19 protein-coding genes are annotated in these 24307 nt (G+C 37.9%); 7 read left to right on the top strand and 12 right to left on the bottom strand.

Annotated elements, in window-relative coordinates:
- Nucleotides 1–3: 3 nt before the first annotated feature.
- From BUE84_RS15030 to BUE84_RS15010, 6 genes are all read right to left on the bottom strand, one after another.
- Nucleotides 4–2958 carry a SusC/RagA family TonB-linked outer membrane protein gene (locus tag BUE84_RS15030; protein WP_079242368.1) on the bottom strand — a complete coding sequence of 985 codons (2955 nt, stop codon included), beginning with the start codon at nt 2956–2958 and terminating at the stop codon, nt 4–6.
- 194 nt (nt 2959–3152) lie between these two features.
- Nucleotides 3153–3305, bottom strand: coding sequence for a hypothetical protein (locus BUE84_RS24445; RefSeq protein ID WP_158521372.1), 153 nt, complete (start codon nt 3303–3305; stop codon nt 3153–3155).
- Between the two features lie 569 nt (nt 3306–3874).
- Complete coding sequence (locus tag BUE84_RS15025) at nt 3875–5344, bottom strand: TolC family protein (RefSeq protein WP_079242367.1); 1470 nt, start codon at nt 5342–5344, stop codon at nt 3875–3877.
- On the bottom strand, nt 5337–8498 hold the full coding sequence (locus tag BUE84_RS15020) for an efflux RND transporter permease subunit (RefSeq protein ID WP_079242366.1): 3162 nt from the start codon (nt 8496–8498) through the stop codon (nt 5337–5339). The genes BUE84_RS15025 and BUE84_RS15020 overlap by 8 nt, the downstream gene beginning before the upstream one ends.
- Nucleotides 8499–8512: 14 nt before the next feature.
- Nucleotides 8513–9598, bottom strand: a complete 1086-nt coding sequence (locus tag BUE84_RS15015; RefSeq protein ID WP_079242365.1) for an efflux RND transporter periplasmic adaptor subunit — start codon at nt 9596–9598, stop codon at nt 8513–8515.
- 105 nt (nt 9599–9703) lie between these two features.
- Complete coding sequence (locus tag BUE84_RS15010) at nt 9704–10138, bottom strand: hypothetical protein (RefSeq protein WP_145953264.1); 435 nt, start codon at nt 10136–10138, stop codon at nt 9704–9706.
- 217 nt (nt 10139–10355) lie between these two features.
- On the opposite strand from BUE84_RS15010, the gene BUE84_RS15005 reads away from it, so the two are divergent.
- From BUE84_RS15005 to BUE84_RS14995, 3 genes are all read left to right on the top strand, one after another.
- The gene (locus BUE84_RS15005) at nt 10356–11267 is read left to right on the top strand and encodes an SDR family oxidoreductase (protein WP_079242363.1); all 912 of its coding nucleotides are present in this window, start codon (nt 10356–10358) and stop codon (nt 11265–11267) included.
- Between the two features lie 336 nt (nt 11268–11603).
- Nucleotides 11604–12524, top strand: coding sequence for an AraC family transcriptional regulator (locus BUE84_RS15000; protein WP_079242362.1), 921 nt, complete (start codon nt 11604–11606; stop codon nt 12522–12524).
- A 257-nt stretch (nt 12525–12781) separates the two neighbouring features.
- On the top strand, nt 12782–14290 hold the full coding sequence (locus BUE84_RS14995; RefSeq protein WP_079242361.1) for an adenosine kinase: 1509 nt from the start codon (nt 12782–12784) through the stop codon (nt 14288–14290).
- An 88-nt stretch (nt 14291–14378) separates the two neighbouring features.
- Here BUE84_RS14995 and BUE84_RS14990 read toward each other — a convergent pair whose 3' ends face one another.
- The 3 genes from BUE84_RS14990 to BUE84_RS14980 form a co-directional block, all read right to left on the bottom strand.
- The gene (locus tag BUE84_RS14990; RefSeq protein ID WP_079242360.1) at nt 14379–15590 is read right to left on the bottom strand and encodes a winged helix-turn-helix domain-containing protein; all 1212 of its coding nucleotides are present in this window, start codon (nt 15588–15590) and stop codon (nt 14379–14381) included.
- A 149-nt stretch (nt 15591–15739) separates the two neighbouring features.
- A complete protein-coding gene (locus BUE84_RS14985; protein WP_079242359.1) occupies nt 15740–16702 on the bottom strand; it encodes a zinc-binding dehydrogenase in 963 nt (320 codons plus the stop codon).
- Nucleotides 16703–16751: 49 nt separating this feature from the next.
- Entirely contained in the window at nt 16752–17729 is a 978-nt protein-coding gene (locus BUE84_RS14980) for an alpha/beta fold hydrolase (protein ID WP_202971499.1), read from the bottom strand.
- Between the two features lie 94 nt (nt 17730–17823).
- Between BUE84_RS14980 and BUE84_RS14975 the strand changes: the two genes are divergently transcribed.
- The 3 genes from BUE84_RS14975 to BUE84_RS14965 all read left to right on the top strand — a co-directional run bounded on the left by BUE84_RS14975 (nt 17824) and on the right by BUE84_RS14965 (nt 20334).
- A complete protein-coding gene (locus BUE84_RS14975; RefSeq protein WP_079242358.1) occupies nt 17824–18687 on the top strand; it encodes a LysR family transcriptional regulator in 864 nt (287 codons plus the stop codon).
- A 208-nt stretch (nt 18688–18895) separates the two neighbouring features.
- Nucleotides 18896–19453: a Crp/Fnr family transcriptional regulator gene (locus tag BUE84_RS14970; protein WP_079242357.1), complete on the top strand. Its 558-nt coding sequence runs from the start codon at nt 18896–18898 to the stop codon at nt 19451–19453.
- Nucleotides 19454–19530: 77 nt separating this feature from the next.
- Complete coding sequence (locus BUE84_RS14965; protein ID WP_079242356.1) at nt 19531–20334, top strand: SDR family oxidoreductase; 804 nt, start codon at nt 19531–19533, stop codon at nt 20332–20334.
- A gap of 342 nt (nt 20335–20676) precedes the next feature.
- Here the strand turns inward: BUE84_RS14965 and BUE84_RS24440 are convergent, their stop codons facing one another.
- Both BUE84_RS24440 and BUE84_RS14960 read right to left on the bottom strand, forming a co-directional pair.
- Nucleotides 20677–20817, bottom strand: coding sequence for a hypothetical protein (locus tag BUE84_RS24440; RefSeq protein WP_158521371.1), 141 nt, complete (start codon nt 20815–20817; stop codon nt 20677–20679).
- 73 nt (nt 20818–20890) lie between these two features.
- Complete coding sequence (locus BUE84_RS14960; RefSeq protein ID WP_079242355.1) at nt 20891–21379, bottom strand: GNAT family N-acetyltransferase; 489 nt, start codon at nt 21377–21379, stop codon at nt 20891–20893.
- 498 nt (nt 21380–21877) lie between these two features.
- Here BUE84_RS14960 and BUE84_RS14955 point away from each other — a divergent pair, with 498 nt between their 5' ends.
- Entirely contained in the window at nt 21878–23548 is a 1671-nt protein-coding gene (locus BUE84_RS14955) for a hypothetical protein (RefSeq protein WP_079242354.1), read from the top strand.
- Nucleotides 23549–23698: 150 nt separating this feature from the next.
- On the opposite strand, the gene BUE84_RS14950 is transcribed toward BUE84_RS14955, so the two are convergent.
- Nucleotides 23699–24175 carry a hypothetical protein gene (locus BUE84_RS14950; protein ID WP_079242353.1) on the bottom strand — a complete coding sequence of 159 codons (477 nt, stop codon included), beginning with the start codon at nt 24173–24175 and terminating at the stop codon, nt 23699–23701.
- Between the last annotated feature and the right edge of the window lie 132 nt (nt 24176–24307).

Below are 24307 nucleotides of genomic sequence, written 5' to 3'. Positions count from 1 at the left end.
CTTTTAAAAATTAAGTTTAAACCCTAAAGAGACACTGGACAGAAGAGAATAACGGTAAGCATCAGAAACTCCTGTCAGTGAAGCTCTTGGATCATATCCTTTTCTCTTTGACCATAGGTATAGATTGTTCCCCGTCACATAAATTTTCAGACCAGATAAACCTGCCTGTTGGGCAAAACCTTCAGGAAGCTGATAGGAAAGGGTTACATCCTGAAGACTGATATAATCCGATTTGATAAGATAAAGTGTTGAATTTCCATTCTGGTTCGTAGCCGTAAGATCTACTCTTGGTAAGGCAGCCGTTGGATTTTCCGGAGTCCAGGTTTTATCCAGATCCGTTGAATAGTTAGACCCATAGCTGTCAGAATGGAATAAGCTTCTGTAAATATCATCATATCCATATCCACCGAACTGGTAAGCAAAATTCACTGCCAGATTGAATCTTTTATAGCTGAAATCTGTCCCAAATCCACCATATACCTTTGGAATGGCAGACTTTCCGGTGTTATAATCGGTGGCTTCCTTATAATTATTGGTTATTGTTCTTTCTTCCTTTTGAGTGATTGGATTGATGGTGGTACGATACCACAAAGCATCACCATTCTCAGGATTTACCCCTGCAAATTCTTTGAGGAAATACGTGTAACGGTCTCCACCTTCTGTCAGAATAAATAAACCTGAAACAAGCCCGGTATTTCTCTGCTCGGCTGGTAATCGGGTAATCTTGTTTTTGTAATGAGTGGCATTGGCGTAAAAACTCCACTGGAACTCATCACCGCGAAGAATATCAATATTGACATTCGCCTGAACACCTCTGTTCGTCATATCTCCGATATTTCCATACTTCACATAGGAGCCTGCATTGGATGGAGGAAGAGGAAGTGTGTAGATCATATCCGAAACTTTTCTTTCAAAATAATCAGCATTCAGATTGATTCTGTTTTTTAAAAGTGAAATTTCAAAACCGGCATTCAGATTTTTGGAGGTTTCCCATTTCAAATCTTTATTTCCTTGTTTTTTAAGAGATAGAACAGGTTTGTCATTCCCGAAATTATTGATTCCGTAGATATCCTGATAAGCATAGTAGTCTCTGGAAGAGCCGCTTAAAAGGATGTTGTCATTTCCCTGCTGGCCATAAGAAGCTTTTAATTTTAAAGAATTAATCACGCTGTTGTCCTTAAGAAAATCTTCTTTTGCGATATTCCATGCAAGACCTAATCCATAAAAATTTCCCCATCTGCTCTCCGGAGAAAATACAGAAGAACCGTCTCTACGAATGTTAGCATTGAAGAAATATTTACCATCATAATTATACAATAACCTTGTGAAATAGCCTTCTACAGCATATTCATAGCCGCTTCCTGATAATCCGGTAATTTTCACAGCATTATCAAAAGCTTGTGAGTCAGGTAATAAAAGCTGCTGTTTTGATCCTGAAAAGCCATCATCTTTTATTTTATTCAGTTCATGCCCTACAAGGAGATTGAAGCTGTGATTTCCCAGTTTTTTCTGGTAGGTAAGCAACTGTTGGTGGTTCAGTGTATATTTAAAGTTTGAACTTTGCGAAATAGTTCCTCCCACAGAAGAAGAAGTTCCTCCTTCCGTATTTCCGAACTGAAGGTTTCTTGTATTTTCGAGATAAGCACCAAAATTATAGGTAAAATCCAGCCCTTTGATGATTTCATAATTTAAACCAAGATTAAGATTGGTCACATTACTTACGATTTGTGATTTATTCTTCTGAAGGTTACCTACGGGATTTTCAAATACAGCATAAGATCTTGTAGCTCCGTTAGGCCCTTGTCCGTCTCCATAATCATATAAAGCATTTCCATAACTGTCATAAAGCCTTTGATAATTGTTGTCTCTCAGAAAAACAGGATAGAAAGGAGCAATATTTCGGGCAAACTGGAAAGGGTTGGAGAAACCTCCGGTCTCACCGAAATCCTGCTTGCTGTAAGTGTAGGATAAAGCACTGGTTAGTTTCAGTTTTGAAGTGATAGTGTAGTCTACATTAGATCTGATCCCGAATCTTTCAAACCCTGATGAAATCAAATATCCCTTGTCATCAAGATAGTTAAGAGAAGTGTAAGATTTTACCTGATCTCCATTAGCATTGATACCTACCGTAGCTTCTCGCCTTAAAGCAGGTCTGAAAAGCAGTTTTTTCCAATCGTCCTGATATAATAATTTTGCATCAGAATTAAAAGAACCATCCTTTGATATCAGCTGATTAAAAGGAACATTATACACATTATACCCAAGTTTTGTCAATGCTGAAAGTCCCACATCGTGAGGAGAAGGGCCTGAAGGAACAGCTCCCGGTTGTTTCAGTCTTGCGATTTCACCAATTCTGGCTCGGTTATAATAAGCTGTATAATAATCCTGAGGAGAAGTATAAACCGAATAATCTTCAATAGATCTGAAATTAACCCCTGTTTTTACATCGGCCTCAATACTTACACCCTTACTTTTTCCTCTTTTGGTGTTCACAATAATAACTCCGTTGGCCCCTCTGGAACCATACAGAGCATTCGAAGAGGCATCTTCCAGAAAAGAAATACTTTCGATATCCGATGCCGCAATACTGTTCAGATTTCCGCTGTACGGAATACCATCCAGTACAATCAGAGGGTCGCTGGATGCGTTGATAGAGCCAATTCCTCTCATTCTGATGGTAGGCTGGGAACCCGGCTGCCCTGAGGAAATCACCTGTACTCCTGCCACTTTTCCTCCAATTCCCTGAAGAATATTTCCATTTTGAAGATTAGAAAGATCCTTAGCCTTCAGCGACTGTACAGATCCTGTAATTTCTTCTTTTTTCTGCTTTCCAAAAGCTACCACCACCACTTCTTTTATGGAGGTTTCCTTGGAAAGACTGTCTTTACTTTGTGCAAAACCATATTCCGCGAACAGCAGTAAGGCCAATACACCAAGCTTGCATTGTTTCTTTTTCATTATATTAATCTAGGTTTAAAACTGAATTGTGTATTACTGCTGATCTCTCCGTAAGAAATAATAATTCCCTGCCTCCTTTTTCAGGGAGGATATAAAAAACAGAAAATTAAATTTACAGGAGATGTACCCGGATGAAAGAAGCCTTGAATTCCTTGGCTTTAATTCCTACAGCAATGAATGTATCTCTTAAAAAGTTAGCACATCATCATCATGCGCATCATATCAAAGCACATGTCTTGAGAAATGCAGTTGTGCTGTGAAAGGGTAGGCATTCCACAACAGTTTTGCTGTGCAGGAGTTGCCGCCGTAATGGTGCATAGGTAAGAATTAAAGGTATTCTTATTCATGAGAATAAAGTTTATTTTTTAACTGGGTCAAAATTATTTAATAATTGACAAACCGTGGTAAAAGAGAGGTATGAGAAAAATCATATTAACCTACTAATTTAGTAGACTAATAGTGTTTTATAAAATGATATTAATTTATTTATTTGTAAATCAGTAATTTGTGTTTTTGTATAAAATGTTAAAAAATGATAAAAAAGTTGTAGTGGCAATCGTGAATTAAAATTAACACCATAAGTCTATTGATTTTGTAGACTTATTGTTTATTTTATAGCAGTACTAATCATAAGATCTGGCATCAGGAGCTTTATCCTGCTATCCGCTCATACTCCTCGCCCCTGGCTGAAACCACTTCCTGCTGTGGGGTAACCGCTGCTATCAGGGCTAGAATAGAATTATGAATTATGAATTATGAATTATGAATTATGAATTATGAATTATGAATTGCGAATGAAAGAAATATACTCAAACATCAGTGTTTATCTGTGTAATCTGTGGGAAAAATTTAGCCAAAACCAAAAAAAGAAGCCTGCCTTTTGGCAGACTCCTATAAAAACAAGATTGAAAAGAATTTATTGTTTGGTAATATCCGGAACCTCCAAAGGTGTCTGGTCCCAACCGCCGCCTAGTGCTCTGTATACAGCAACACTCGCTTTAAGTTGATTCACTTTCTTTTCCACCAGCTCAAACCTTGATTCCAGTGCGTCACGTTGGGTCAGTAAAACCTCCATATAATCAGCACGGGCATATTTGAACAGATCATTAGAAATATCAATCGACTTGGTTAAAGCATTCACTTCCTTCGTTTTGATATTCACACTGCTTTCCAGATTATGAATTTTAGACAATTGATTAGCTACCTCAATATAAGCTCCCAGAACAGTCTGCTCATAATGATATACCGCCTGAATCTGTTTCGCACTGGCATTATTATAAGCCGCTTTAATCGCTCTTCGGTTGATCAGTGGAGCTGTAAGTTCTCCCGCAAGAGAGAACAGGAACGACTGAGGTTTGATGATATATAAAGGATTAAATGCCTGGAGTCCAACTCCGGCAGAAAGATCAAGAGAAGGGTAGAACCTTGCTTTGGCTACTTTAATGTCAAGCTTGGCCGCAGCCAGTTCATATTCAGCCTGTTTAATATCCGGACGGTTTTCTAAAAGTTCGGAAGGAATTCCTCCATACACGGCTTGCGGAACAACAGAATCGAACGAATTCTGACTTCTTTCCACAGATTGCGGAAATCTTCCCACCAGATAATTGATCTTATTCTCAGTTTCAACAATCTTCTGTTGGATATCATACTGCATTCCCTGAGTTTTCAGAACCTGGGCTTCAAATCTCTGTACAGCCAGTTCATTGGATCGGGCATTCTTCTTTAAATCTTTGATAATCTCCAGCGCATCATTCTGAATTTTGATATTCTGGTTCAAAATAACCAGCTCATTATCCAGTGCCAACAGTTCATAATAAGAATCAGCAATCTCAGAAATCAGATGAGTTGTCATGAAGTTCTTTCCTTCAATGCTCGCAAGATACCTTTGTACCTGTGCTTTTGTAGCATTATGAAGTTTTCCCCAGATATCGGTTTCCCACTGTGCCTGGGCACCAATTCCAAAGTCAAATAAAGGTTCCGGCATTTCTCTGCCGGGTTCTATTTCGGTATTGGCTTCCATCGCTCCGATATTGGTGTACCGGCTTACTTTGTCTACGCCAGCTCCGGCTTTTAAACCTACAGAAGGAAGATATTCACCTTTCTTGGCTTTGATTTCGTTTTTAGACATTTCAATTTCCTGAAGGACAATATTCAGTTCCTGATTATTCTGAAGAGCCTGACTAATCAGCTCCTGAAGATGAGGATCACTGAAATATTCATTCCACTTCATTTTTCCCGTATTGATAGTGTCATTTTCTGCTGAACCGTATTTCTCAGGAACGGTTTTATTTTCAGCACGTTGTTCTATTTCGATAGGTTTACAGGCAGTAAGACTTAATAAGAAGACTGCCAGACCTGCATATTGATATATTTTTCTTTTATTCATAATGGATCATGTCTTCGCTTAATGGAGATTCATCTTCGTCTTTGATCATTTTTTTACCATCAGACCATTTGGCAAATATGTAGTAGAGCCCCGGAATTACAATCACTCCGAATAGCGTTCCTATCAGCATTCCTCCCAGTGAAGACGCTCCAATGGTGTGGTTTCCGATCGCTCCGGCACCTCTTGCAAAAACAAGCGGAACCAATCCTGCAATAAAGGCAAAAGAGGTCATCAGAATCGGTCTGAAACGGGCTTTGGAGCCTTCTACAGCCGCTTCAAGAATAGAATCTCCGGCCTGACGTCTTTTCACTGCAAATTCTACAATAAGTACTGCATTTTTACCCAGTAATCCGATAATCATAATCAATCCTACCTGTGCATAAATATCATTTTCCAGTCCCATCGCTTTTAATAATAAGAAAGACCCGAAAACTCCCACCGGAAGTGAACAAAGTACGGCAAACGGAATCAGGAAACTTTCATACTGAGCTGCCAGAACCAGATAAACAAATACCAAAACAACAAGGAATACGTAGATCGCTTCATTACCACGTTGTGCCTCATCGTAAGACAATCCTTCCCAGGCTACTTTGTATCCGTGAGGAAGTGTTTTAGCTGCCGTTTCATTGATGGCCTGAATGGCATCCGCTGTTGTATATCCAGAAGCCGGAAGTCCACGGATTGCCGCAGAATTGTACATGTTGTAACGGGTGATTTCGTTAGGTCCCTGTGTCTTTTTCATCGTCATAAATGCTGAATAAGGAACCATTTCATCACGGTCATTTTTTACATATAGATTCATAATATCCGTAGGAAGCCTTCTGAATTCCGGAGACGATTGTACATATACTTTAAAGAACTGTCCGAAACGGATAAAGCCCTGTTCATAGGTACTACCGATCAGAATGTTGAGGTTGTCCATCGCTTTTCCGATAGAAACTCCTTTCTGCATCGCTGCATTATTATCAAATACCAGTTCATACTGAGGATAATTGGCTGCAAAGAAGGTAAATACTCCTGAAAGTTCCTTACGTTTTTTAAGCTGGGCAATGAAATCTTTATTGGCTTTATCAAATTCCTGATAATCAGTCGTTCTGTTCAGATCCAGAAGTCTCATAGAGAAACCTCCCGAAGATCCGAATCCTGGTACAGCGGGTGGTTCGAAGAATTCAATGGTAGCTCCAAGATCTTTTGATTTTTCTTCCAGCTCTTCCATGATTTCCTTTACAGAATGATCACGGTCATTCCAGCTTTTAAGGTTGATCAGACAGGTTCCTGCATTTGATCCACGTCCTTCCGTCATGATTTCGTATCCTGCCAGGGATGATACAGATTCCACACCGTCTACACCCATACAGATTTTCTGCAACGTTCTGGAAACTTTATTCGTTTGTTCCAGCGTAGAACCCGGAGGAGTCTGGATAATGGCATAGATGGTTCCCTGGTCTTCGTTTGGGATAAATCCGCCCGGAAGTACTTTATTAATCATCACAATTCCGGCACAGAAAGCAATCAGGATTCCCCATGTGACTACCTTTCGGCTTACGATTTTTCTAAGGAATGAAGCGTATTTTCCTGTTATTTTATCAAATCCGCTATTAAAAGAGTCTAAAGCTTTGGTGAAAATATTGACTTTCTTAGGCTTTCCATGATGGTTTTTCAATAACATTGCAGCCAAGACCGGAGTCAGTGTAAGCGCTACTACCGCTGAAATCACAATAGAACTTGCCATGGTAATAGAAAACTGACGGTAGAAAGTTCCCACCGGACCAGTCATAAATGAAATAGGAATGAAAACGGCTACCATCACGGCTGTAATGGCAATAATAGCGCCCGCAATTTCACCCATTACTTCTTTTACGGCTTTGTAAGGCGAAATATTACTGTCTTCCATTTTGGCGTGAACGGCTTCTATCACTACAATCGCGTTATCAACCACAATACCGATTGCCAATACCAGTGCGAAAAGGGTAACAAGATTAATGGTTAATCCGAAAAACTGAATGACAAAGAAAGTTCCGATCAAAGAAACCGGCACGGCAATAATAGGAATCAACGTAGAACGCCAGTCGCCAAGGAAAATGAAAACCACGATGGCTACAAGGATAAATGCATCTCTCAAGGTGTGCATTACCTGCTCAATGGAAGCATCCAGGAATTGGGATACGTCATAACTGATTTTATAATCAACTCCCGGAGGAAAGTTTCCTTTCATTTCTGCCAGTTTCGCTTTCACATCTCTGATCACATCATTGGCATTACTTCCATAGTTTTGTTTTAAAACGATAGAAGCGGAAGGATGTCCGTCAAGATTGGAATAAATATCAAAGAACTCACTTCCAAGCTCTACTTTGGCAATATCTTTCAGCTTTACATTTTCTCCTTCCGCATTGGAACGGACAATGATGTTTTCATATTCTTCCGGCTTGTTGTACTGTCCTTTATAAGTCAATACATATTCCAGAGACTGTGCTGCAATACCGGAACTCTGTCCGATTCTTCCCGGACGGCCAATGATACTTTGCTCACCAATAGCCTTCATCACCTCATCTACAGAAATAGAATACGCACGCATACGGTCAGGATTCAGCCAGATACGCATGGCATATCTTCGGCTACCCAGAATCTGAGATTTTGCAATCCCGTGAATACGGTTAATTTCCGGGATGATATTCACCATAGAATAGTTGTACAGGAATTTTTCATCCATACTTTTATTCGTACTGTAAAGATTCACGTACATCAGCATACTCGGCTGAATCGGGTTTACCACAACTCCTTCTTTCTGTACAAGTTCGGGTAATAAAGGCATTACCTGATCCACTCTGGTTTTTACCAGAACTACCGCTTCATTGGGATCGGTTCCGGGATCAAAGACAACGTTTACCGTAGCTTCTCCGGCACTGGTGGCATCGGTAGTGATGTAACGCATTCCCTGAACTCCATTAATGGCATTTTCAATCGTAATCAAAGATGATTTTACCAATACATCTGCACTCGCTCCCGGATAAGCAATAGAAACAGCTACTGTGGTAGGGGCAATTTTAGGAAACTGTTCTGTAGGAAGCTGCTTCATGGCAATCCCTCCCATAAACAGGATCACAACCGATATCACAATGGCGAAAACCGGTCGGTGTATTACTTTTTTAAACATAATGCTGCTTTTGGTTACTCGGCGTACAGATCCAGGTTCGACATTACTTTCTCCGGCTTTTGGTACTTTGAACTGATCTTTTGGTTTTCCTGTACCATTCTAAGCCCCTCAAGAAGAATTCTTTCATCCTTTCCAAGCCCTGAAGCCACTACATAAATGTGAGGTAATTCGGCAGCAACTTTTATTTCTCTTGCATGTACTTTGCCGTCTTTACCAATCACATAGACATATTTCTTTTCCAGCTCTTCAAAAGTGGCTTTCTGCGGAATCATCATCGCATTGGCATAAGGTGAAGTAATGACAATATTTCCCGTTTCACCGTATCTCAATAGTCCTTTTGGATTCGGGAAAGTAGCTCTGTAAGCGATATTTCCTGTTTCATTGTCAAAATCAGATTCAATGGTTTGTACAATGCCATCTTGCGTAAACTCTTTGCCATTGGCCATTCTCAGACGTACATGCAATGGATTGTCATCTTTTTTCGCATCCATCTGATTAAGATATTCAGCTTCTGGTACATTGAAGTATACCCACATTTTGCTGTTGTCTGAAAGCTCCGTTACAAGCTCTCCTTCATCTACAAGGCTTCCTTTTCTTACGTGTAATTTTCCTACAATTCCGGTAAAGGGAGCACGGATTTCTGTGAATCTCAAATGAGTATTCATTGAAGAAAGCTCAGCCTGGGCTTTTTCATATCTTGCTTTAGCCATAGCCATTTCCTGAGGAGCAACGATATTTTTGTCAGAAAGATTTTTTGTATTCTGATATTCAATTTCTGCGTATTTGGTTTCCGCTTTGGCACGGTTTACATCAGATTCGTAAAGATTAGGCATGATTTTGAACATCAGTTGCCCTTTCTGTACAAACTGCCCTTCATCTACATAAATAGACTGGATGTATCCTTTTTCCTGGGCACGAAGCTCAATATGATTAATAGAACGGATTTGCGCAACATAATCTTTGTTGACTAAAGTATCTTTTATTAGCGGGCTTGTAACGTTGAATGACGCTGCTTCTGTTTTTTCCTTTTTTTCAGATTGACAGCCTACAAACAAGAAAATAAGGCACAAGTTGATATACATGAGACTTTTCTTGACCATGATAAATTTTGTTTTTATAATAATTTATAATTGAAAAAATAGAGTTACCTGCTCTCAAATTAGGATTTGAAAGCATATAAGGTTTTCGAAAAAATTACTATAAAATCACAGTCGGATGACCCTGTACTGGATGTACAGATCATCATGTAAGGTCTTTAAATGTTCTGATTGAGAAAGTGAAACAGCAATTTGTCTGTTGTGAAATGTAGTGACAAAGCCTGAAATAAGATGCCAGAAGCCATCTTTGAAAAGAGCAATAAGTTCTGTAGAACTTGATGACTCTACATTGTCGTCATTTTCATTATCATTTTCAGAAAGGTTTGCTCTGATTTTGTTGTAACGGGGATGGCTGACATTGTAAGCATCATTGGCTTCATGATTTTTAAGAAAGGCAAAAGATTCTTTGAAGCTTTTTTTCTGATGAACAAGAAGATCAGTGGTAAAATGAAGATCAGAAGAGATATCTGTTGAAATATACTGCTGAATTTGCCCATAGTACCATCCTAAAACGGTAAGCAACGCAAATAACAAACTGTACAAATATTGATAAAATCTTTTCCGCATCCCAGAGGCAAAGGTAGGTAAACTTCAAAATAAGTACAACCATTAAAGATTAAAAAAGTGTTAAAAAGTGTTCTGTTTACCGAAAAAATACATCTATTCATCAAGTTTCCTTTTTTGGCTAAGAAGAAGATAGATTCGGTGAAGTCTTCTTTACAGGTATTTCAGAATTTTGTTCTAACAAAAAATTATAGAAATGAATATTGTTTTAACAGGTTCCATCGGGAACATCGGAAAACCTCTTACAGAAGAGCTTGTAGAGAAAGGACACTCGGTAACAGTGATAAGCAGTACTATAGAAAGAATGTCAGCTATAGAAGCATTGGGAGCAAAAGCGGCGATAGGCAGTATGTTTGATTCTGATTTTCTCACGGATGTATTTACAGGGGCAGATATTGTTTATTTAATGGAAACCATGGAAGCAGCAGGAGATTTTTTTGATAAAGATGTTGATTTTATTGGAAAGATCTGCGAAATTGGCCACCATTACAAAACAGCTGTGGAGCGCTCGGGAGTGAAGAAAATTATCCATCTCAGCAGTATTGGAGCTCACACGGATAAAGGGACGGGGATTATCGTGTTTCATCATCATGTAGAACAGATTCTGAAGCAGCTTCCGGATGAAGTTGCCATCAAATTTATTCGTCCGGTAGGCATTTATTTCAATATGTTTTCATTCATCAATACGATTAAAAACAAAGGCTTTATTATTTCCAATTGGGGAGGAGATCAGAAAGAACCGTGGGTTTCTCCATTGGATATTGCGGCTGTTATTGCAGAAGAAACTGAAAAACCATTTGATGGTAGAATGGTACGATATGTAGCAAGTGATGAGGTTTCTCCTAATGAAATTGCGAAAGTCTTGGGGAATTCAATCGGCAAGCCGGATCTTCAGTGGAAGGTGATCTCAGACCAGGAATTATTGAAAAACTGGCTTGATATCGGCTTTAATGAGCAGGTGGCTAGAGGTTTTGTAGAAACTCAGGCTGCTCAGGGAAGCGGGATTCTGTATGAAGATTATGATCAGCATCAGCCTGTTTTGGGAAAAGTAAAACTGGCCGACTTTGCAAAAGAATTTGCTGAGGTCTACCAAAATGATGAAGTGTAAATAGTGAACCACAAAAGTCACAAAAGTTTTTAAGCATTTTAGTAAGACGAAGAGCATATTCTTACGCTGAAAAGTACACTTAAGAATAAAATAACGCACTGCTTTAACCACAAGCATCTGTGAAAATCTGTGCAATCTGTGGGAAAAATAAACTACAAAAGTCACAAAAGAAATAAATATTTAATTAAAATAAAGAGAAAATTTTGACGTAGAGAAGTCCAAATAAGTTTTGAAAATAATAGTATTAACGTAAATATTTGTGAAAATCTGTGTCATCTGTGCGAAAAAACTCTACAACAACAGTTTACTGCAAAAACAATTTGTAATTTTATAGATATGGAAAGACGGGCAATAAAAAGAATAAAAACCATCACAGAATTTCACCGTTCAAGAGGATTGCCTCCTCCTGAACATCCTTTGATCAGTGTGATTGATTATAAAGAGGTAAAGCGGCCTGCTGACATCGGTGAGTTCAACTGGATGCTGGATTTTTACCAGATTTCTTTAAAAATAGGAATGAATGGAAAGCTGAAGTACGGCCAGCAGGAATATGATTTTGATGAAGGAACGCTGTTTTTTATTTCCCCAAACCAGATTTTCAGAATAGAAGCAGATCTTAATATGCAGGAAAACCAATCTGGCTGGATGCTGTTGATTCACCCAGATTTTCTATGGCATACTTCACTGGCGAAGATCATAAAGCAGTATGATTTTTTTGATTATTCAGTGAACGAAGCTTTATTCCTTTCAAAAAAAGAAGAAATTACCATCAATGGAATTATAGAAAACATTCAGCAGGAATACCATTCGGTGATTGATAAATTCAGCCAGAATATTATCATTTCCCATATTGAAACCTTACTCAATTATTCCGAAAGATTCTACGAAAGGCAGTTTATCACCAGAAAAACAACCAACCATACCATTCTGAATCGTTTAGAAGTTATGCTGGATGATTATTTCAATGATAATGATCTTGTATCAAAAAGATTACCTACCGTACAGTTTGTTGCAGATCATCTTGGAATTTCTCCCAATTATTTAAGTCGTATGTTAAGAACGCTTACTGGCCAGAGTACCCAGCAGTTTATTCATGATAAACTGATTGAAAAAGCGAAAGAAAAACTTTCTACCACAGATTTATCAGTAAGTGAGATTGCCTATGAACTGGGTTTTGAACATCCACAATCTTTTACCAAATTGTTTAAAAATAAAACCCGTCTTTCTCCATTGAAGTTCAGAACTTCTTTTCAGTAAAGAATTCGAAAATGTTGTCTTTTTTTCTCATTATTAAATGTTGTCCTTAAAAATGTTCTGTCATAATTTACCTACTTCAGAACCTGTAAATGAGGCCGATCAGAAAACAATTAAAGCATAATAATTACTTGAAGGATATTAATAAAATTAATCTTATTTTTGAATTAGCTTTATTTTGCACAATTTTTGCTATAACAAGCTACTTTTATTTTATCAGTTAAAACATAACTGATAGTACAACCCCTCCAATATTTATTATGATGAAAAAATACCTTATTTATATATTACTTTTTGGAGCACCCTTATTTTGGGGGCAAGGTAAAGTGACTGAAAAAACTGTATACCAACAAAACCTGGCGTTATCAGAGAAAGAAAATGCAGCAATGGCATTTGATGCTGATATAAAATTGTCCGATGCAGAACTCGCTTTAGATAAAAAACTCTTCCAGATCCGTAAAGAGTTTATCAGTGATACAGAAACGAAGAAGACACCTTTATATAACAGTTCTTTTAATGAATTAAAACCAATTATAGAAAGTAGCAAACTGTTTGAAATTCTTCAGACCATGCCAAAAGGAGGTTTACTGCATACCCACAGCGGTGGAATTACAGATGTAAAATGGATTATTTCGGCTGCCAGAAAATACCAGGAATGCTATGTTTTTGATCAGAAAGATAATGATCAGTACATTTTTGGGCAGCTGGCTTTTTTTGAAAAAGGAAAAGTTCCGAACGGATTTGTAAACCTTGATAAAAAACTCACTTCAAACCCTGGTTTTGAAAAAGAACTGCAGGATCTTCTTACGCTGAAACGTGATAACCTTTGCTCTTACACAGATTATTGGATTGAATTTGAAAAACGTTTTAAACGCATCAGTTTATTGCTTCCGTATCGTCCTTTCTTTAAAGCATATTATCTGAAAGGATTTCAGGATTTGATTAAAGATAAAGTACAACACGTAGAAATCAGATATATCTTTGATGAACTTTATGATTTTCAACATGGAAAATATCCTTTGAAAACTTCCATTACAGATTTGCAGGATATTCTTAAAGAAGTACAGAAATCAGATCCGCAGTTCACCCTGAAACTGATCTATTCAAGCTTTAAATTCTTAGATAATGAAAGTATTGAAAAGCAGCTGGAAACGGCATTTGAAATGAAGAAAGAATTTCCTGATATGATCTCAGGTTTTGATCTTGTGGCAGATGAAGCTGCCGGGCATAATATCAGTTTTTTTGAGAAAAGCTGGGCCAAAATGAGCGGACTTCATAAAAAGTACGGAGTGGAACTGCCTCTTTTCCTTCATGCCGGAGAAAGCAATTCTATCCTGAATAAAAATATTCTGGATGTAGCGCTGCTGAACAATAAAAGAATTGGCCACGGACTGAACCTTATCTATTTTCCAAAAACGATGGAACAGATCAAAAAACAAAATAAACTGGTGGAAGTAAGCCCGATCAGTAATCAGGTTTTAGGATATGTAAGTGATTTAAGAAACCATCCTGCAAGGGTTTTATTGAGCAACGGAGTACAATGTTCTATCAGCAGTGATGATCCGTCTGTGTACGGATACACAGGTCTGAGTTATGATTTCTGGGTTACACAAGTGTATTGGGAACTGGATGTGAAAGCATTGAAAAAACTGGTTTTCAATTCCATTAATTATTCTTCTATGAATAATGGTGAGAAAAAGAAAGCACTCACTTACCTGAACCAGCAATGGGATGATTTTGTTCAGAAAACAAATCAGAAATTAAACTAATCGGAATCATCCTAATAAAAATAAAATCGCATTATTGAGCTCAATAATGCGATTTGTCTTTTAATAGAAACATTCAGATAAATAGCTATTACTTTTTAAACTTTAATCTGGACAATTCTTTTTTCATGGGAGTGCTCAGCTTTGATGGACTTACTTGAGTCAGAACCAAAGATTCACAACCATTGAAAATGACAAAACGTTTTATGGTTTCTACGAAAGGCTTAAGCCATAAATTAAGGTCAATAGTAGTGTTTTCAATATGTAAATGAATCAGTTCCAGTTTTTTTTCTTTTCTGTGGGCTTTACAGTCAACCCTTCCGATAAACTGATCTCCAAACAGAATAGGCAGGCAGAAATAACCATATTGTCTTTTTTCCTTTGGAGTATAGCATTCCAGACGAAAATCAAAATCAAAAATCTGTTTGATCCGCTCTCGATGAATAATGGAATTATCAAACGGAGAAAGCAGCCATACACTGGAACTAGCCTGATCAAAAGTTCTTTCCAGTATTTCATTTTGTACAAAAGCAGAAGGTCCTCCTTCAATAGCCACTTTTGAGATTGTACCTTCTTCAAGCATCATCTGTAAAACCTTATTGACATTCGTCTTTACATCATTTCCCTTCCTGAGGTGAGTGATTTGTTTTAATGTTGTAAATCCATACGCTCTCAGATTGGTTCTTACCAGATATTCTGCAAACTCAAATGGAGTAGGTTCTGTAGTATTCGTAGAAGATGGCAAAACTCTTTCAGCCAGATCATATGTTTTCTGCATTCCGGAACGTCCGCTGATCATCAGGTCTCCCTGCATGAAAAGTCTTTCAAGAGCTAGTTTGGCAGGTTTCCAATTCCACCAGCTTCCTGTTTTATGGCTTTCATTCTCAAAATCTCTTGCTCTTTTAGGTCCTTCATTGCGGATGGTGTCTGTCACATATTCCATCACTTTGGGATCAGCATTATAATAACGGGATTCCCCTCTTTTAATCATCAGCATTTGAGGCAAAACATACCGGAAATCTTTCATAGGAAGATAGGACGCAGCATGAAACCAATACTCAAATACTTGACGTTGTTCCACCAATTCTTCCAGATCATTTGCCTGAAAATCGGGAATTCTTGTCCAAAGTGTGTGATGATGGGCCCGCTCCACCATAGATAATGTATCAATCTGAATATATCCGAGATGTTCCAAAGCATTCAGAGCTGCAGCTTTTCCAATCCCGAATGGAGTATCCTGTGTTAATCCCTGACTTTCTAATGTTAGAAGTTTTAAGTGTTCTTGCTTCAGTCTTTTTTCCATATTTTAATTTGAAGAAAACAAGTGTTATGATGTTTTTTCAAATATAATGATTTGCTACAAAATGGATCATTTGTGTAGTGGTATGATGAAATATTTCTTCTCTAAAAAAGTTTGAAAATAAATAGTTCCGAAAAGTTCTATGACAAAAACTAAACTGACAATACAATCTTCCCAAACAGAGGCTTTTCTCGTTTCGAGTCCTCTATTCTTTGATGGGCTTTTTGAATATTTTCAAGTGAGTATATACTGTCTATCACAGGTTTCACTTTTCCGGTTTCAATTAATTCAGTGATATGATGCAGTTCATCCCTGCTTTGTCGGGTAAAAACAAAATGATATGTTGCATTTTTTTCCCAGGCATTGATAAGGTTTTGAGGTTTTGGAATATCCACCAGTGTTACCACGGAACCATAATCCGCTAAAGCAAGTGGACTGTCTGAAAGTGTTGCTCCTCCTACGGTATCAATAATCACATTCACACCTTTTCCTTTAGTGTAGATTTGTATTTTTTCAATCCAGTTTTCCTTATGGTGATCAATTACAACATCTGCTCCAAGCTTTTTTAATTTCTTATGCAGAATGCTTTGTCCGGTAGTGTAAACAAAAGCCCCTAATGCCTTCGAGACTTGTATGGCAAGAGTCCCTACGCCACCTGCACCACCAAGGATTAGAATACTGTCTCCCTTTTTTAATTGTGCTCTTACCATCAGCATTTCCCAAACTGTTCCTCCGATAAGCGGAATTGCAGCAGCCTCTTCATAGCTGATGTTATCTGGCATTCTTGATAGTGAAGATTCATCGGTAAGATGATATTCTGTATAACTTCCGGAGCCGCCAAAACGGGGAGAATAATACACCTTATCACCAGTTTTCCAGTTTTTTACAGCTTCACCCACAGCAATAATATCTCCGGCAACATCATGGCCGGTTATAACAGGCAAATCAAAAAGAGCAGCATAATCACCGCGTCTTATCTGAAAATCAAGAGGATTTATAGAAGTTGCCCTTACTTTTACTAGTACTTGAGAAGGATCTGCGATAGAAGGAATAGATGTTTCTGCAAGTTGTAAAACTTCAGGTCCGCCATAGTTTTTAATGACAATTGTCTTCATAATAAAATGTTTCGCTTATTTCTTAAAATTGATTCAATAGTGATAGATACTATCGAGGTAATGTCCCCATAAATTCAAAGATTTCAGCACCTATTTCTTCAGCATGGGTTTCCAGGGCAAAGTGTCCCGTGTCATAAAATTTTAATTTGGCTTCCGGCAGATCTTTTTTATAAGCTTCAGCTCCTGCAGGAAGGAAATAGGGATCTTTGTTTCCCCATACCAGTAATAATTTGGGCTGATACTTTCTGAAATATTCATGAAACTTTGGATATAAAGCCACATTGGTTCTGTAATCTTTGACCAGATCCAGCTGGATTTCTATATTACCTGGTCTGTCAAGGAATTTCTGATCTAGAGTATAAGCTTCCGGTGCTATTAAAGAAAGATCAGAAACACCATGCTGGTACTGAAACAGAGTTACTTCTTTAGAAACGAAGCCTTTTAATGCAAGGCGGTTGGCTTCTGTTGTATCCTGCCAGTATTTTTGGATCGGATTCCATTCATTGCTTAATCCTTCTTCATAGGCATTTCCGTTTTGTGAAACGATCCCTGTGATTTTTTCAGGATTGTTCATGGCAAGACGCAAACCTACCGGAGCACCATAATCAAAAATGTAAATCGCAAAACGTTTCATATTCAGCTTTTCTACAAATGTCTGTACCGTTCCTGCAAGATTGTCGAAGGTATAAGAGAACTCCTTATGATCCGGAGCATCAGAATAGCCAAATCCCGGCAGATCCGGAGCTATGACATGGTATTTTTTGCTTAAAATCGGGATCAGATTTCTGAACATATGAGATGAGGTAGGATATCCGTGCAGAAGAAGTATCGTTGGAGCATTGGCCGGACCTGCTTCTCTGTAAAACAGATTTAAATCATTTACTTTGATGTTGCGGTAGTGAACAGGGTGATTTTCCATAATGTGATTATTTACATGTAATTTTTGATTGGTTTGTGCTAATGTCATATTGCCTGCGAACAGGACAAATGATACACCTGCAATGAATTGTCTTGAAATTATTTTCATTTATTTTTTTTGATAGTCCAAAATTAATACGGATATTTGATTATTAAAAACGATTAATTGTAATAAGTTAAATCACTAATAATGATTAATTAAGATGAACATTAATGATTTAAAAATATTTGAAGCGGTAGCTGAAACAGGAAGCTTTACAAAGGCAGCTTCTGTGATGTTTACGGTTCAGTCGAACGTTACGGCAAGAATAAAAAGCCTTGAGGATGAGTTTGATACCAAGCTCTTCTCCCGGACATCCAGAAGGGTAGAGCTTACTTCTGAAGGAATGATCCTGATGCAGTATTCAAAACAGATCCGGCATTTGGTGGAAGAAGCAAAAAATAATATCCAGAGTGGTGATAATATCAGAGGATGTTTGAAAATAGGTTGTATAGAAACAACAATGGCGCTGAAAGTTCCGGAAATCCTCAATACTTTTGATGAAAATTATCCTGATATTGAGCTTGAGTTCAAATCAGATACCAGAGATTCAGTGCTGTCTGATGTTCTGAATTACAACCTGGATGCTGCCTTTGTTTCTGCTCCTGTGAATGTCAAAGGACTGGAAAAAATCTGCATTAAGGAAGAGCAGCTTGTAATTCTTACTTCTTCAAAAGGCCCGAATCTGCAGACATTGATTGAGAAAGAACCATTGAAAATAGTGGTCTTTGATGAAGGATGTATTTTCAGAGAAAGATTAGAATCCTGGTTAAGCCACAAAGGAATTCTTAACTACAAAAGTACAGTTCTGAATTCCATTGAAGGAGTCATTAACTTTGTGGAAGCAGGGTTGGGAGTCAGCATATTGCCGGAAGAAGTGGTCACTAAATATTATGCCGGAAGAGGAATTAAAACCTATGGACTGAATAAGCAGCTGGGAACAATGAATACCATTCTTGTTTTTAGAAAAGACGGACCACAGTCGAAAGCTTTACAGTGTTTTATTGATATGCATTTAGAAGTATAAATTATAAAGGCTATGGCAAAAGCTACTGAGACACTTGATGAGTATTTACAGGAATAAATACGGAGCGTTATCAGGAGATTTTCCCCAAAATGACGGACAGTTTAATGTCTTTAGAATTGAAGACAGAATTAGCACCCATACTTCCTAAGAATGTCATTTTTTACCAAATGGTAAATACACCCAAAAGACAATTGCTAACTTTGTTATCATGAAAGAGTTTATAGAATATATTCTGCAGTTTGGTCATTTGAACCAACAGCAAATAGATCTTATCACGAGCAAAGCAAAAGAGATTGAGCTGAGCAAGGAGGAATATTTTGCAGAAGCAGGAAAAGTCCTCAGGCAGGTAGGTTTTATTCTTGACGGGATCATTCGTATCTGCTATTATAACAACAAAGGGGAAGAAATTACCAAGATCTTTATTGAAGAAAAACATTTGCTCTTCAATCTGAAAAATGTACCTTCCACAGAATATATTCAGGCCGCAACAGACTGTACATTGCTGGTGTTTTCTAATCAGGATTGGAAAGAAATTTCAGATACCATTATCGACTGGGAAAATATTATTCAAAAAGTGACGAATAAAGCCCTTGCCCAAAAGCTGGAAAGGATAAGTCCGTTAGTATCACAGGATGCTACCACGCGCTATCTGGAATTTATGGAAAAATATCCCACATTGGTCAATCGTATCCCTTTATCTTATATTGCCTCTTATCTGGGAATTACTCAGCAGTCATTAAGCAGAATCAGGAAAAATATCCGGTAATATGCTTTTTACCAAATGGTAAACAGGTTCTTTTTTTATCGGTGCACCTTTGCTGTGTCAATATAAAAGAATAAAAAATGAACCCAACAATTTTCATTACAGGCGCTTCATCAGGATTAGGAAAAGCCGCCGCTAAACTGTTTGCATCAAAAGGCTGGATTGTAATTGCCACCATGAGGCATCCCGAAAAAGAAACTGAACTTACAGAATGGTCTAACATTCGTCTCCTGAAATTAGATATCAACGATCCGAAACAGATTTCCGGAATTGCTTCAGAAGCAGAAAAAATAAGTCCGGTGGATGTAGTCCTGAATAATGCTGCTTACGGACTTATGGGACCTTTTGAAGGAATTTCAGATGAACAGCTTGCCCGTCAGATCAATACCAATTTTTTAGGAACTCTATTGGTGACAAAGGCATTTCTTCCTTATTTAAGAGCTAGAAAAAACGGAACAATTATTACGGTAACTTCATCTACTGCCAATATTCCTTACCCGTTTGTTTCCGTATATGCTGCCACAAAATCTGCATTGGAGAAATGGACAGAAGGAATGCGCTACGAACTGAAAGATTGGGATATTAAGATTAAAACAGTAGTTCCTGCTTACATGCAGACTGATTTTGGAAGCAATGCACAAATGGTTTCCCATCCCGATTATCAGCATATTTTTAATCAATATATAGCAGCCATGAGAGCGGATTCATCTGCAAAACGGGATGCTCCTGAAACCATTGCTGATATTGTTTACGAAGCCGCTACAGACAATAGAGAGCAGCTTCATTATATTGCTGGTGAACTGGCAACCTCTGAATATGAATGGCTGAGAAAAGAAGGAATAGAAACGATAATTAATCAGATGAATGAACGCTTTTTTGGTTAATATGCATTCGCAATTATTGTAGTGTAAATTTTTAGGTGGTATCTATCATTTTTGCTGTTTCAAAGTTGAATGGATAATGGGCAGTTAAAAATGGATGTTTTTTATATTACTTCCTTACAGAGAATAGTTTATGGCCACCTGATTATGAGTCAGGTACTCTGAAAAATGGAAATATTTTGTGAAGGAGATCTGGTGATCTGCTAAGGGTTTGAATCCCTTCTTCCAGGAAAGTTCAGAAGAAGGGGCGATTCCCTCCAACTCCCCGAAAAGAGAAGTCAGGAGTTTGATTTTTAATTACAGTCATGGACAGTTAATCCTCAGCAGTAAGATTATAATGGTGTACTATACTTTAGATATTGCCTGGTAGAATCCTGAGGCATTAACGAATATTCCGCCTTGAGGTTTCCAGCCACGGAGAATGTAATCATTAACTTCCTGTTCTAAATTTTCTAAAATAAAATTGGAGAGTACTTTGTAATTCATGATGATAGATTTTAGTTTTATCGAAGATACAAATAATTCATTCATAGCCTATGCAGACGAATATCGTTTTTTCTTAATCATCAAGTCTGTAAATAAACTCCTCAATCTCCGTTTGTCTGGCATTGGCAAACCCTTTATCGGTGCCGATTTTTACAAAGGCGCATTTTTCCAGAACCTTTTGTGAACCCAGATTATCAAAGGCAACCCGTCCAAAAATGGGCCTTGTGGTCTCAATTGTGAGAAAATCTTTCAAAGCATTTGTAGCAATACCTTTTCCCCAGAAATTCTTATCAATCCAATAGGTGATTTCTGCGTCTCCTTCCATGATAAATTTGGCAATACTTCCAACGATCACTGTACCGGCAATGATCGTTTGGTTATTGATGGTAGGATCAGCCAGTAGTTTTGTGAACTTGGCGATATAGGCTTCTTTATTCGCAGAATCTTTTGATGTAAATGCTGCCAGATGATTGGCTTCATCATCAAGCTGAAACTGAAAAAGAGTTTCTAAATCTTCCACTACAGTCGGCCTGAGTTTGATGTCATATTGAGTATCTTTCATGGTGTGAGATAGTGTTGGTTGATTTTCAAATATAGAATTTATTTAAGCTATTTAGATAACGGTTAACCTTTAAAAATAAAATTGATCAGGATTTATTTAAAAACACTTTAGACACTTAAGCAGATTTAAAAATAGCAGCCATAAAAATAGCACTTAAGATAAAAATCAAAGATTTTTTAAACTTATGTGGACTTATTATGCAAAATAAAATACTCTAAAGTTTACTTAAGTGTTTAAAAATTTGTGGTTTATATTTTCCCACGGATGACACAGATTTTCACAGATGCTTATGATTAAAATAATGCGTTGTTTTTTATACGTAAAAATGCCTATCGTCTACAGTACAAATACTTGGCTTCAAAATCGGAAATTTATACCCTAAAATCTGCCTTTTTTTCGCCGTTACTTTGATATGTTCAAAAGAAGCTTCAAAACCCTGAACAACGGCAGCATCCGAAAAGCCAAGAAAAGAGTAGGAACCATACCAATATTATTATCATGAAAAATCCAGAAAATGTTGCTCCCTTTGTAGAAGCATCACAAATTATTACAGAACTGAAAGACAGAGCTAATGATATTCTTTCCAGTGTTTTAAGTACAGACCTGTCTGCGATCACCATCAATGGTAAAGGAAATTTTCCTTATTACTGGCAGGATCCTTCTAATCTGAAGTTTAATAAGAAAACTTATGACTGGATCTCTTCCAACCTTAGAGCTAATACTGAACCAGTACAGCTGGATCAGGTGTTTACCAATTATTTTATTGATGCTTTTTCAAAAGTCAATTATTCTTTATCTGTAGAAGATACCGCTGTACTGAATGATGCGCATACAAGAGCTACAGATCAGCAGATGGCTTTGCTTAATGCTTGGGTAGCGGCTTATAATACGCTTCCTCCAGCTACCGATACCATGCAGCCTATTGATATCATTATGGATAAAATTGCTACTGAATGGGCGAATCCTTCCACTACTTTATACCAGATTCAGAAGAGTGATAACCTTGATGCGTTACTGAATAAGACCCCGGCAAGCGGTAAACCTATTCTCCCTGTCTTAGCCAATTATCTGGACGCACTGGGCGCTACGATATCATTACAGAACAATGTAACGATGAATAACGGTTACCTGTCCAAAGCATTGAAGAATGTACAGAATCCTAAAAAAGAGAATGGCGGACTGCTGCTGAATGATGACAGTATTTTACCGGCTTTTGAAGTGACCACTCCGCTCAACGAAATTTTAAACGGGCTTAAAAATACTTCTCAGACTGCTCAGATCGATATGGAAGTGACCCGTGAATCTGAAAGTCGTTTCAGTGTTTCCGTAGAAGGGAAGACTGGTTTTTCTATTCCTATCTTTGATTTCTTTACCTTAGGAATTGGGGGAAATGCCAATTATTTCAGTGAAGATATTGCAATAAGCAAAAATTCCATCCAAATCTCGATGATGTTTACAGGGGTTACACTTGTGAACTTTGGCCCCAAAGACTTTAATATTGCCAGCAATATGTATTGGGCATGGTTTGACCCAATTCGTAAAGCACAGATCAACAGCAGAGATAAAGAAGAAGAAAAACATATTTCAGGGTATAAGTTTTCTCCGGATCCGGGGATGAAATTCGGACCGGAAGGACCTTTCGGATTACTGAACGGGGTGGCTATTTCCAATTATCCTACGGTAGAGATCACAGTAACGGGTGAAGATTATAAAAGCATTCAGAAAACCTTTGAACAGTCTACTTCTGCCACGCTTTCTTTCTTAGGAATTCCGTTGGCAAGCGTTAAAGAATCTACCTATTCTTCTTCCTACTCTGTAGATCATTCTAAATCTTCCATCAAGATTACACTCAGTCCTCCGCCAAGTTTGGTGGCTGGTAACAACAGAGATTCCATAGCATGGGTTCTGGGTGCAGTTGTGGATTATCCGGCTGAAGTGAGTGATGATGTTGAACTTCTTAACAATGAAGAGTTAGTAGCGAAGGGCGCTTATCCTAACTATCAGCTGTATAAAGATAACTTCGGAACTACTTATTGTTCTGTAAAAAAAGTGAAATCTCACGCCGTAGGTGCTACATGGGTAAGCGAATGTCTTGCCGCCCATCCGGGAACAAGCCCTGCAGGAAAACCATGGACAAGCCCAAAACAATCCGGGGTGATCTGGCCATAATCAACAACAATAAGTATAACAAAATAGACTGTCTCAACAAGGCAGTCTATTTTTATTAGGTTGCTTTCAAAGTATTCTTATTGTGTCAATTTTCAGACTTTTTGCTGGTTCGAAACATGGAAACTATGAAGGATAGGAATGTTTAAAAAACTATTTGACCAGAAGGTAAATTCCGACTCCAATGGCTGCATAAGCCGTAACGGTAAGGATATCAGCGATAGGCTGCGAAAACCGTTTTTCTGCAATTCTCTCGCTATTGATCTGGTTCTTATGGAATTTCAGGCTTTTTTTAGCATTACGAACAGGGTGTGCTACCAGACTGTCTCCTTCCCAACGGTCAACAATGACTTTATAACTCTTGTTGTCTACCTCAATTTTAACATTTTTACCGGCAGCCAGTTTCTCCTGAACATTGACCGGTACAGGGGCTGGCTGTGCATTCATGTTTGGAGCGGCAGTGGTTGTCCCCATCATTTGAGAAGAAGTATTATTCGCTATATCGGTATTCTTTTTAGGGCCCTGATTATTGTTGGTTGCCACAGCCGGATCTGCAGGCTTTTTTACCTGATAGGTATAGCAGCTGGTAAGCGTAGATAATATAAGGATGAAATAAAGATTCTTTCGCATAAGCCAAATTTAAGAATTAAACGGAATATTTGGGAGTTTCTTTTGAAAGATGATATTTTTTTATAAAATTCTTACTGTTTTTCATGCAAAAAGTTTCCAGATATTAGTTGGGATAAAGTAAAAAGCAAAATG

The sequence above is a fragment of the Chryseobacterium indologenes genome, from assembly GCF_002025665.1.
Lineage (GTDB): Bacteria > Bacteroidota > Bacteroidia > Flavobacteriales > Weeksellaceae > Chryseobacterium > Chryseobacterium metallicongregator.
This window is presented reverse-complemented; position numbering and strand designations above follow the sequence as displayed.

Bases quoted from the DNA above. Each gene is read 5' to 3' on its own strand.
- BUE84_RS15030 (WP_079242368.1), bottom strand. From the start codon at position 2,958: ATGAAAAAGAAACAATGCAAGCTTGGTGTATTGGCCTTACTGCTGTTC.
- BUE84_RS24445 (WP_158521372.1), bottom strand. From the start codon at position 3,305: ATGAATAAGAATACCTTTAATTCTTACCTATGCACCATTACGGCGGCA.
- BUE84_RS15025 (WP_079242367.1), bottom strand. From the start codon at position 5,344: ATGAATAAAAGAAAAATATATCAATATGCAGGTCTGGCAGTCTTCTTA.
- BUE84_RS15020 (WP_079242366.1), bottom strand. From the start codon at position 8,498: ATGTTTAAAAAAGTAATACACCGACCGGTTTTCGCCATTGTGATATCG.
- BUE84_RS15015 (WP_079242365.1), bottom strand. From the start codon at position 9,598: ATGGTCAAGAAAAGTCTCATGTATATCAACTTGTGCCTTATTTTCTTG.
- BUE84_RS15005 (WP_079242363.1), top strand. From the start codon at position 10,356: ATGAATATTGTTTTAACAGGTTCCATCGGGAACATCGGAAAACCTCTT.
- BUE84_RS15000 (WP_079242362.1), top strand. From the start codon at position 11,604: ATGGAAAGACGGGCAATAAAAAGAATAAAAACCATCACAGAATTTCAC.
- BUE84_RS14995 (WP_079242361.1), top strand. From the start codon at position 12,782: ATGATGAAAAAATACCTTATTTATATATTACTTTTTGGAGCACCCTTA.
- BUE84_RS14990 (WP_079242360.1), bottom strand. From the start codon at position 15,590: ATGGAAAAAAGACTGAAGCAAGAACACTTAAAACTTCTAACATTAGAA.
- BUE84_RS14985 (WP_079242359.1), bottom strand. From the start codon at position 16,702: ATGAAGACAATTGTCATTAAAAACTATGGCGGACCTGAAGTTTTACAA.
- BUE84_RS14980 (WP_202971499.1), bottom strand. From the start codon at position 17,729: ATGAAAATAATTTCAAGACAATTCATTGCAGGTGTATCATTTGTCCTG.
- BUE84_RS14975 (WP_079242358.1), top strand. From the start codon at position 17,824: ATGAACATTAATGATTTAAAAATATTTGAAGCGGTAGCTGAAACAGGA.
- BUE84_RS14970 (WP_079242357.1), top strand. From the start codon at position 18,896: ATGAAAGAGTTTATAGAATATATTCTGCAGTTTGGTCATTTGAACCAA.
- BUE84_RS14965 (WP_079242356.1), top strand. From the start codon at position 19,531: ATGAACCCAACAATTTTCATTACAGGCGCTTCATCAGGATTAGGAAAA.
- BUE84_RS24440 (WP_158521371.1), bottom strand. From the start codon at position 20,817: ATGAATTACAAAGTACTCTCCAATTTTATTTTAGAAAATTTAGAACAG.
- BUE84_RS14960 (WP_079242355.1), bottom strand. From the start codon at position 21,379: ATGAAAGATACTCAATATGACATCAAACTCAGGCCGACTGTAGTGGAA.
- BUE84_RS14955 (WP_079242354.1), top strand. From the start codon at position 21,878: ATGAAAAATCCAGAAAATGTTGCTCCCTTTGTAGAAGCATCACAAATT.
- BUE84_RS14950 (WP_079242353.1), bottom strand. From the start codon at position 24,175: ATGCGAAAGAATCTTTATTTCATCCTTATATTATCTACGCTTACCAGC.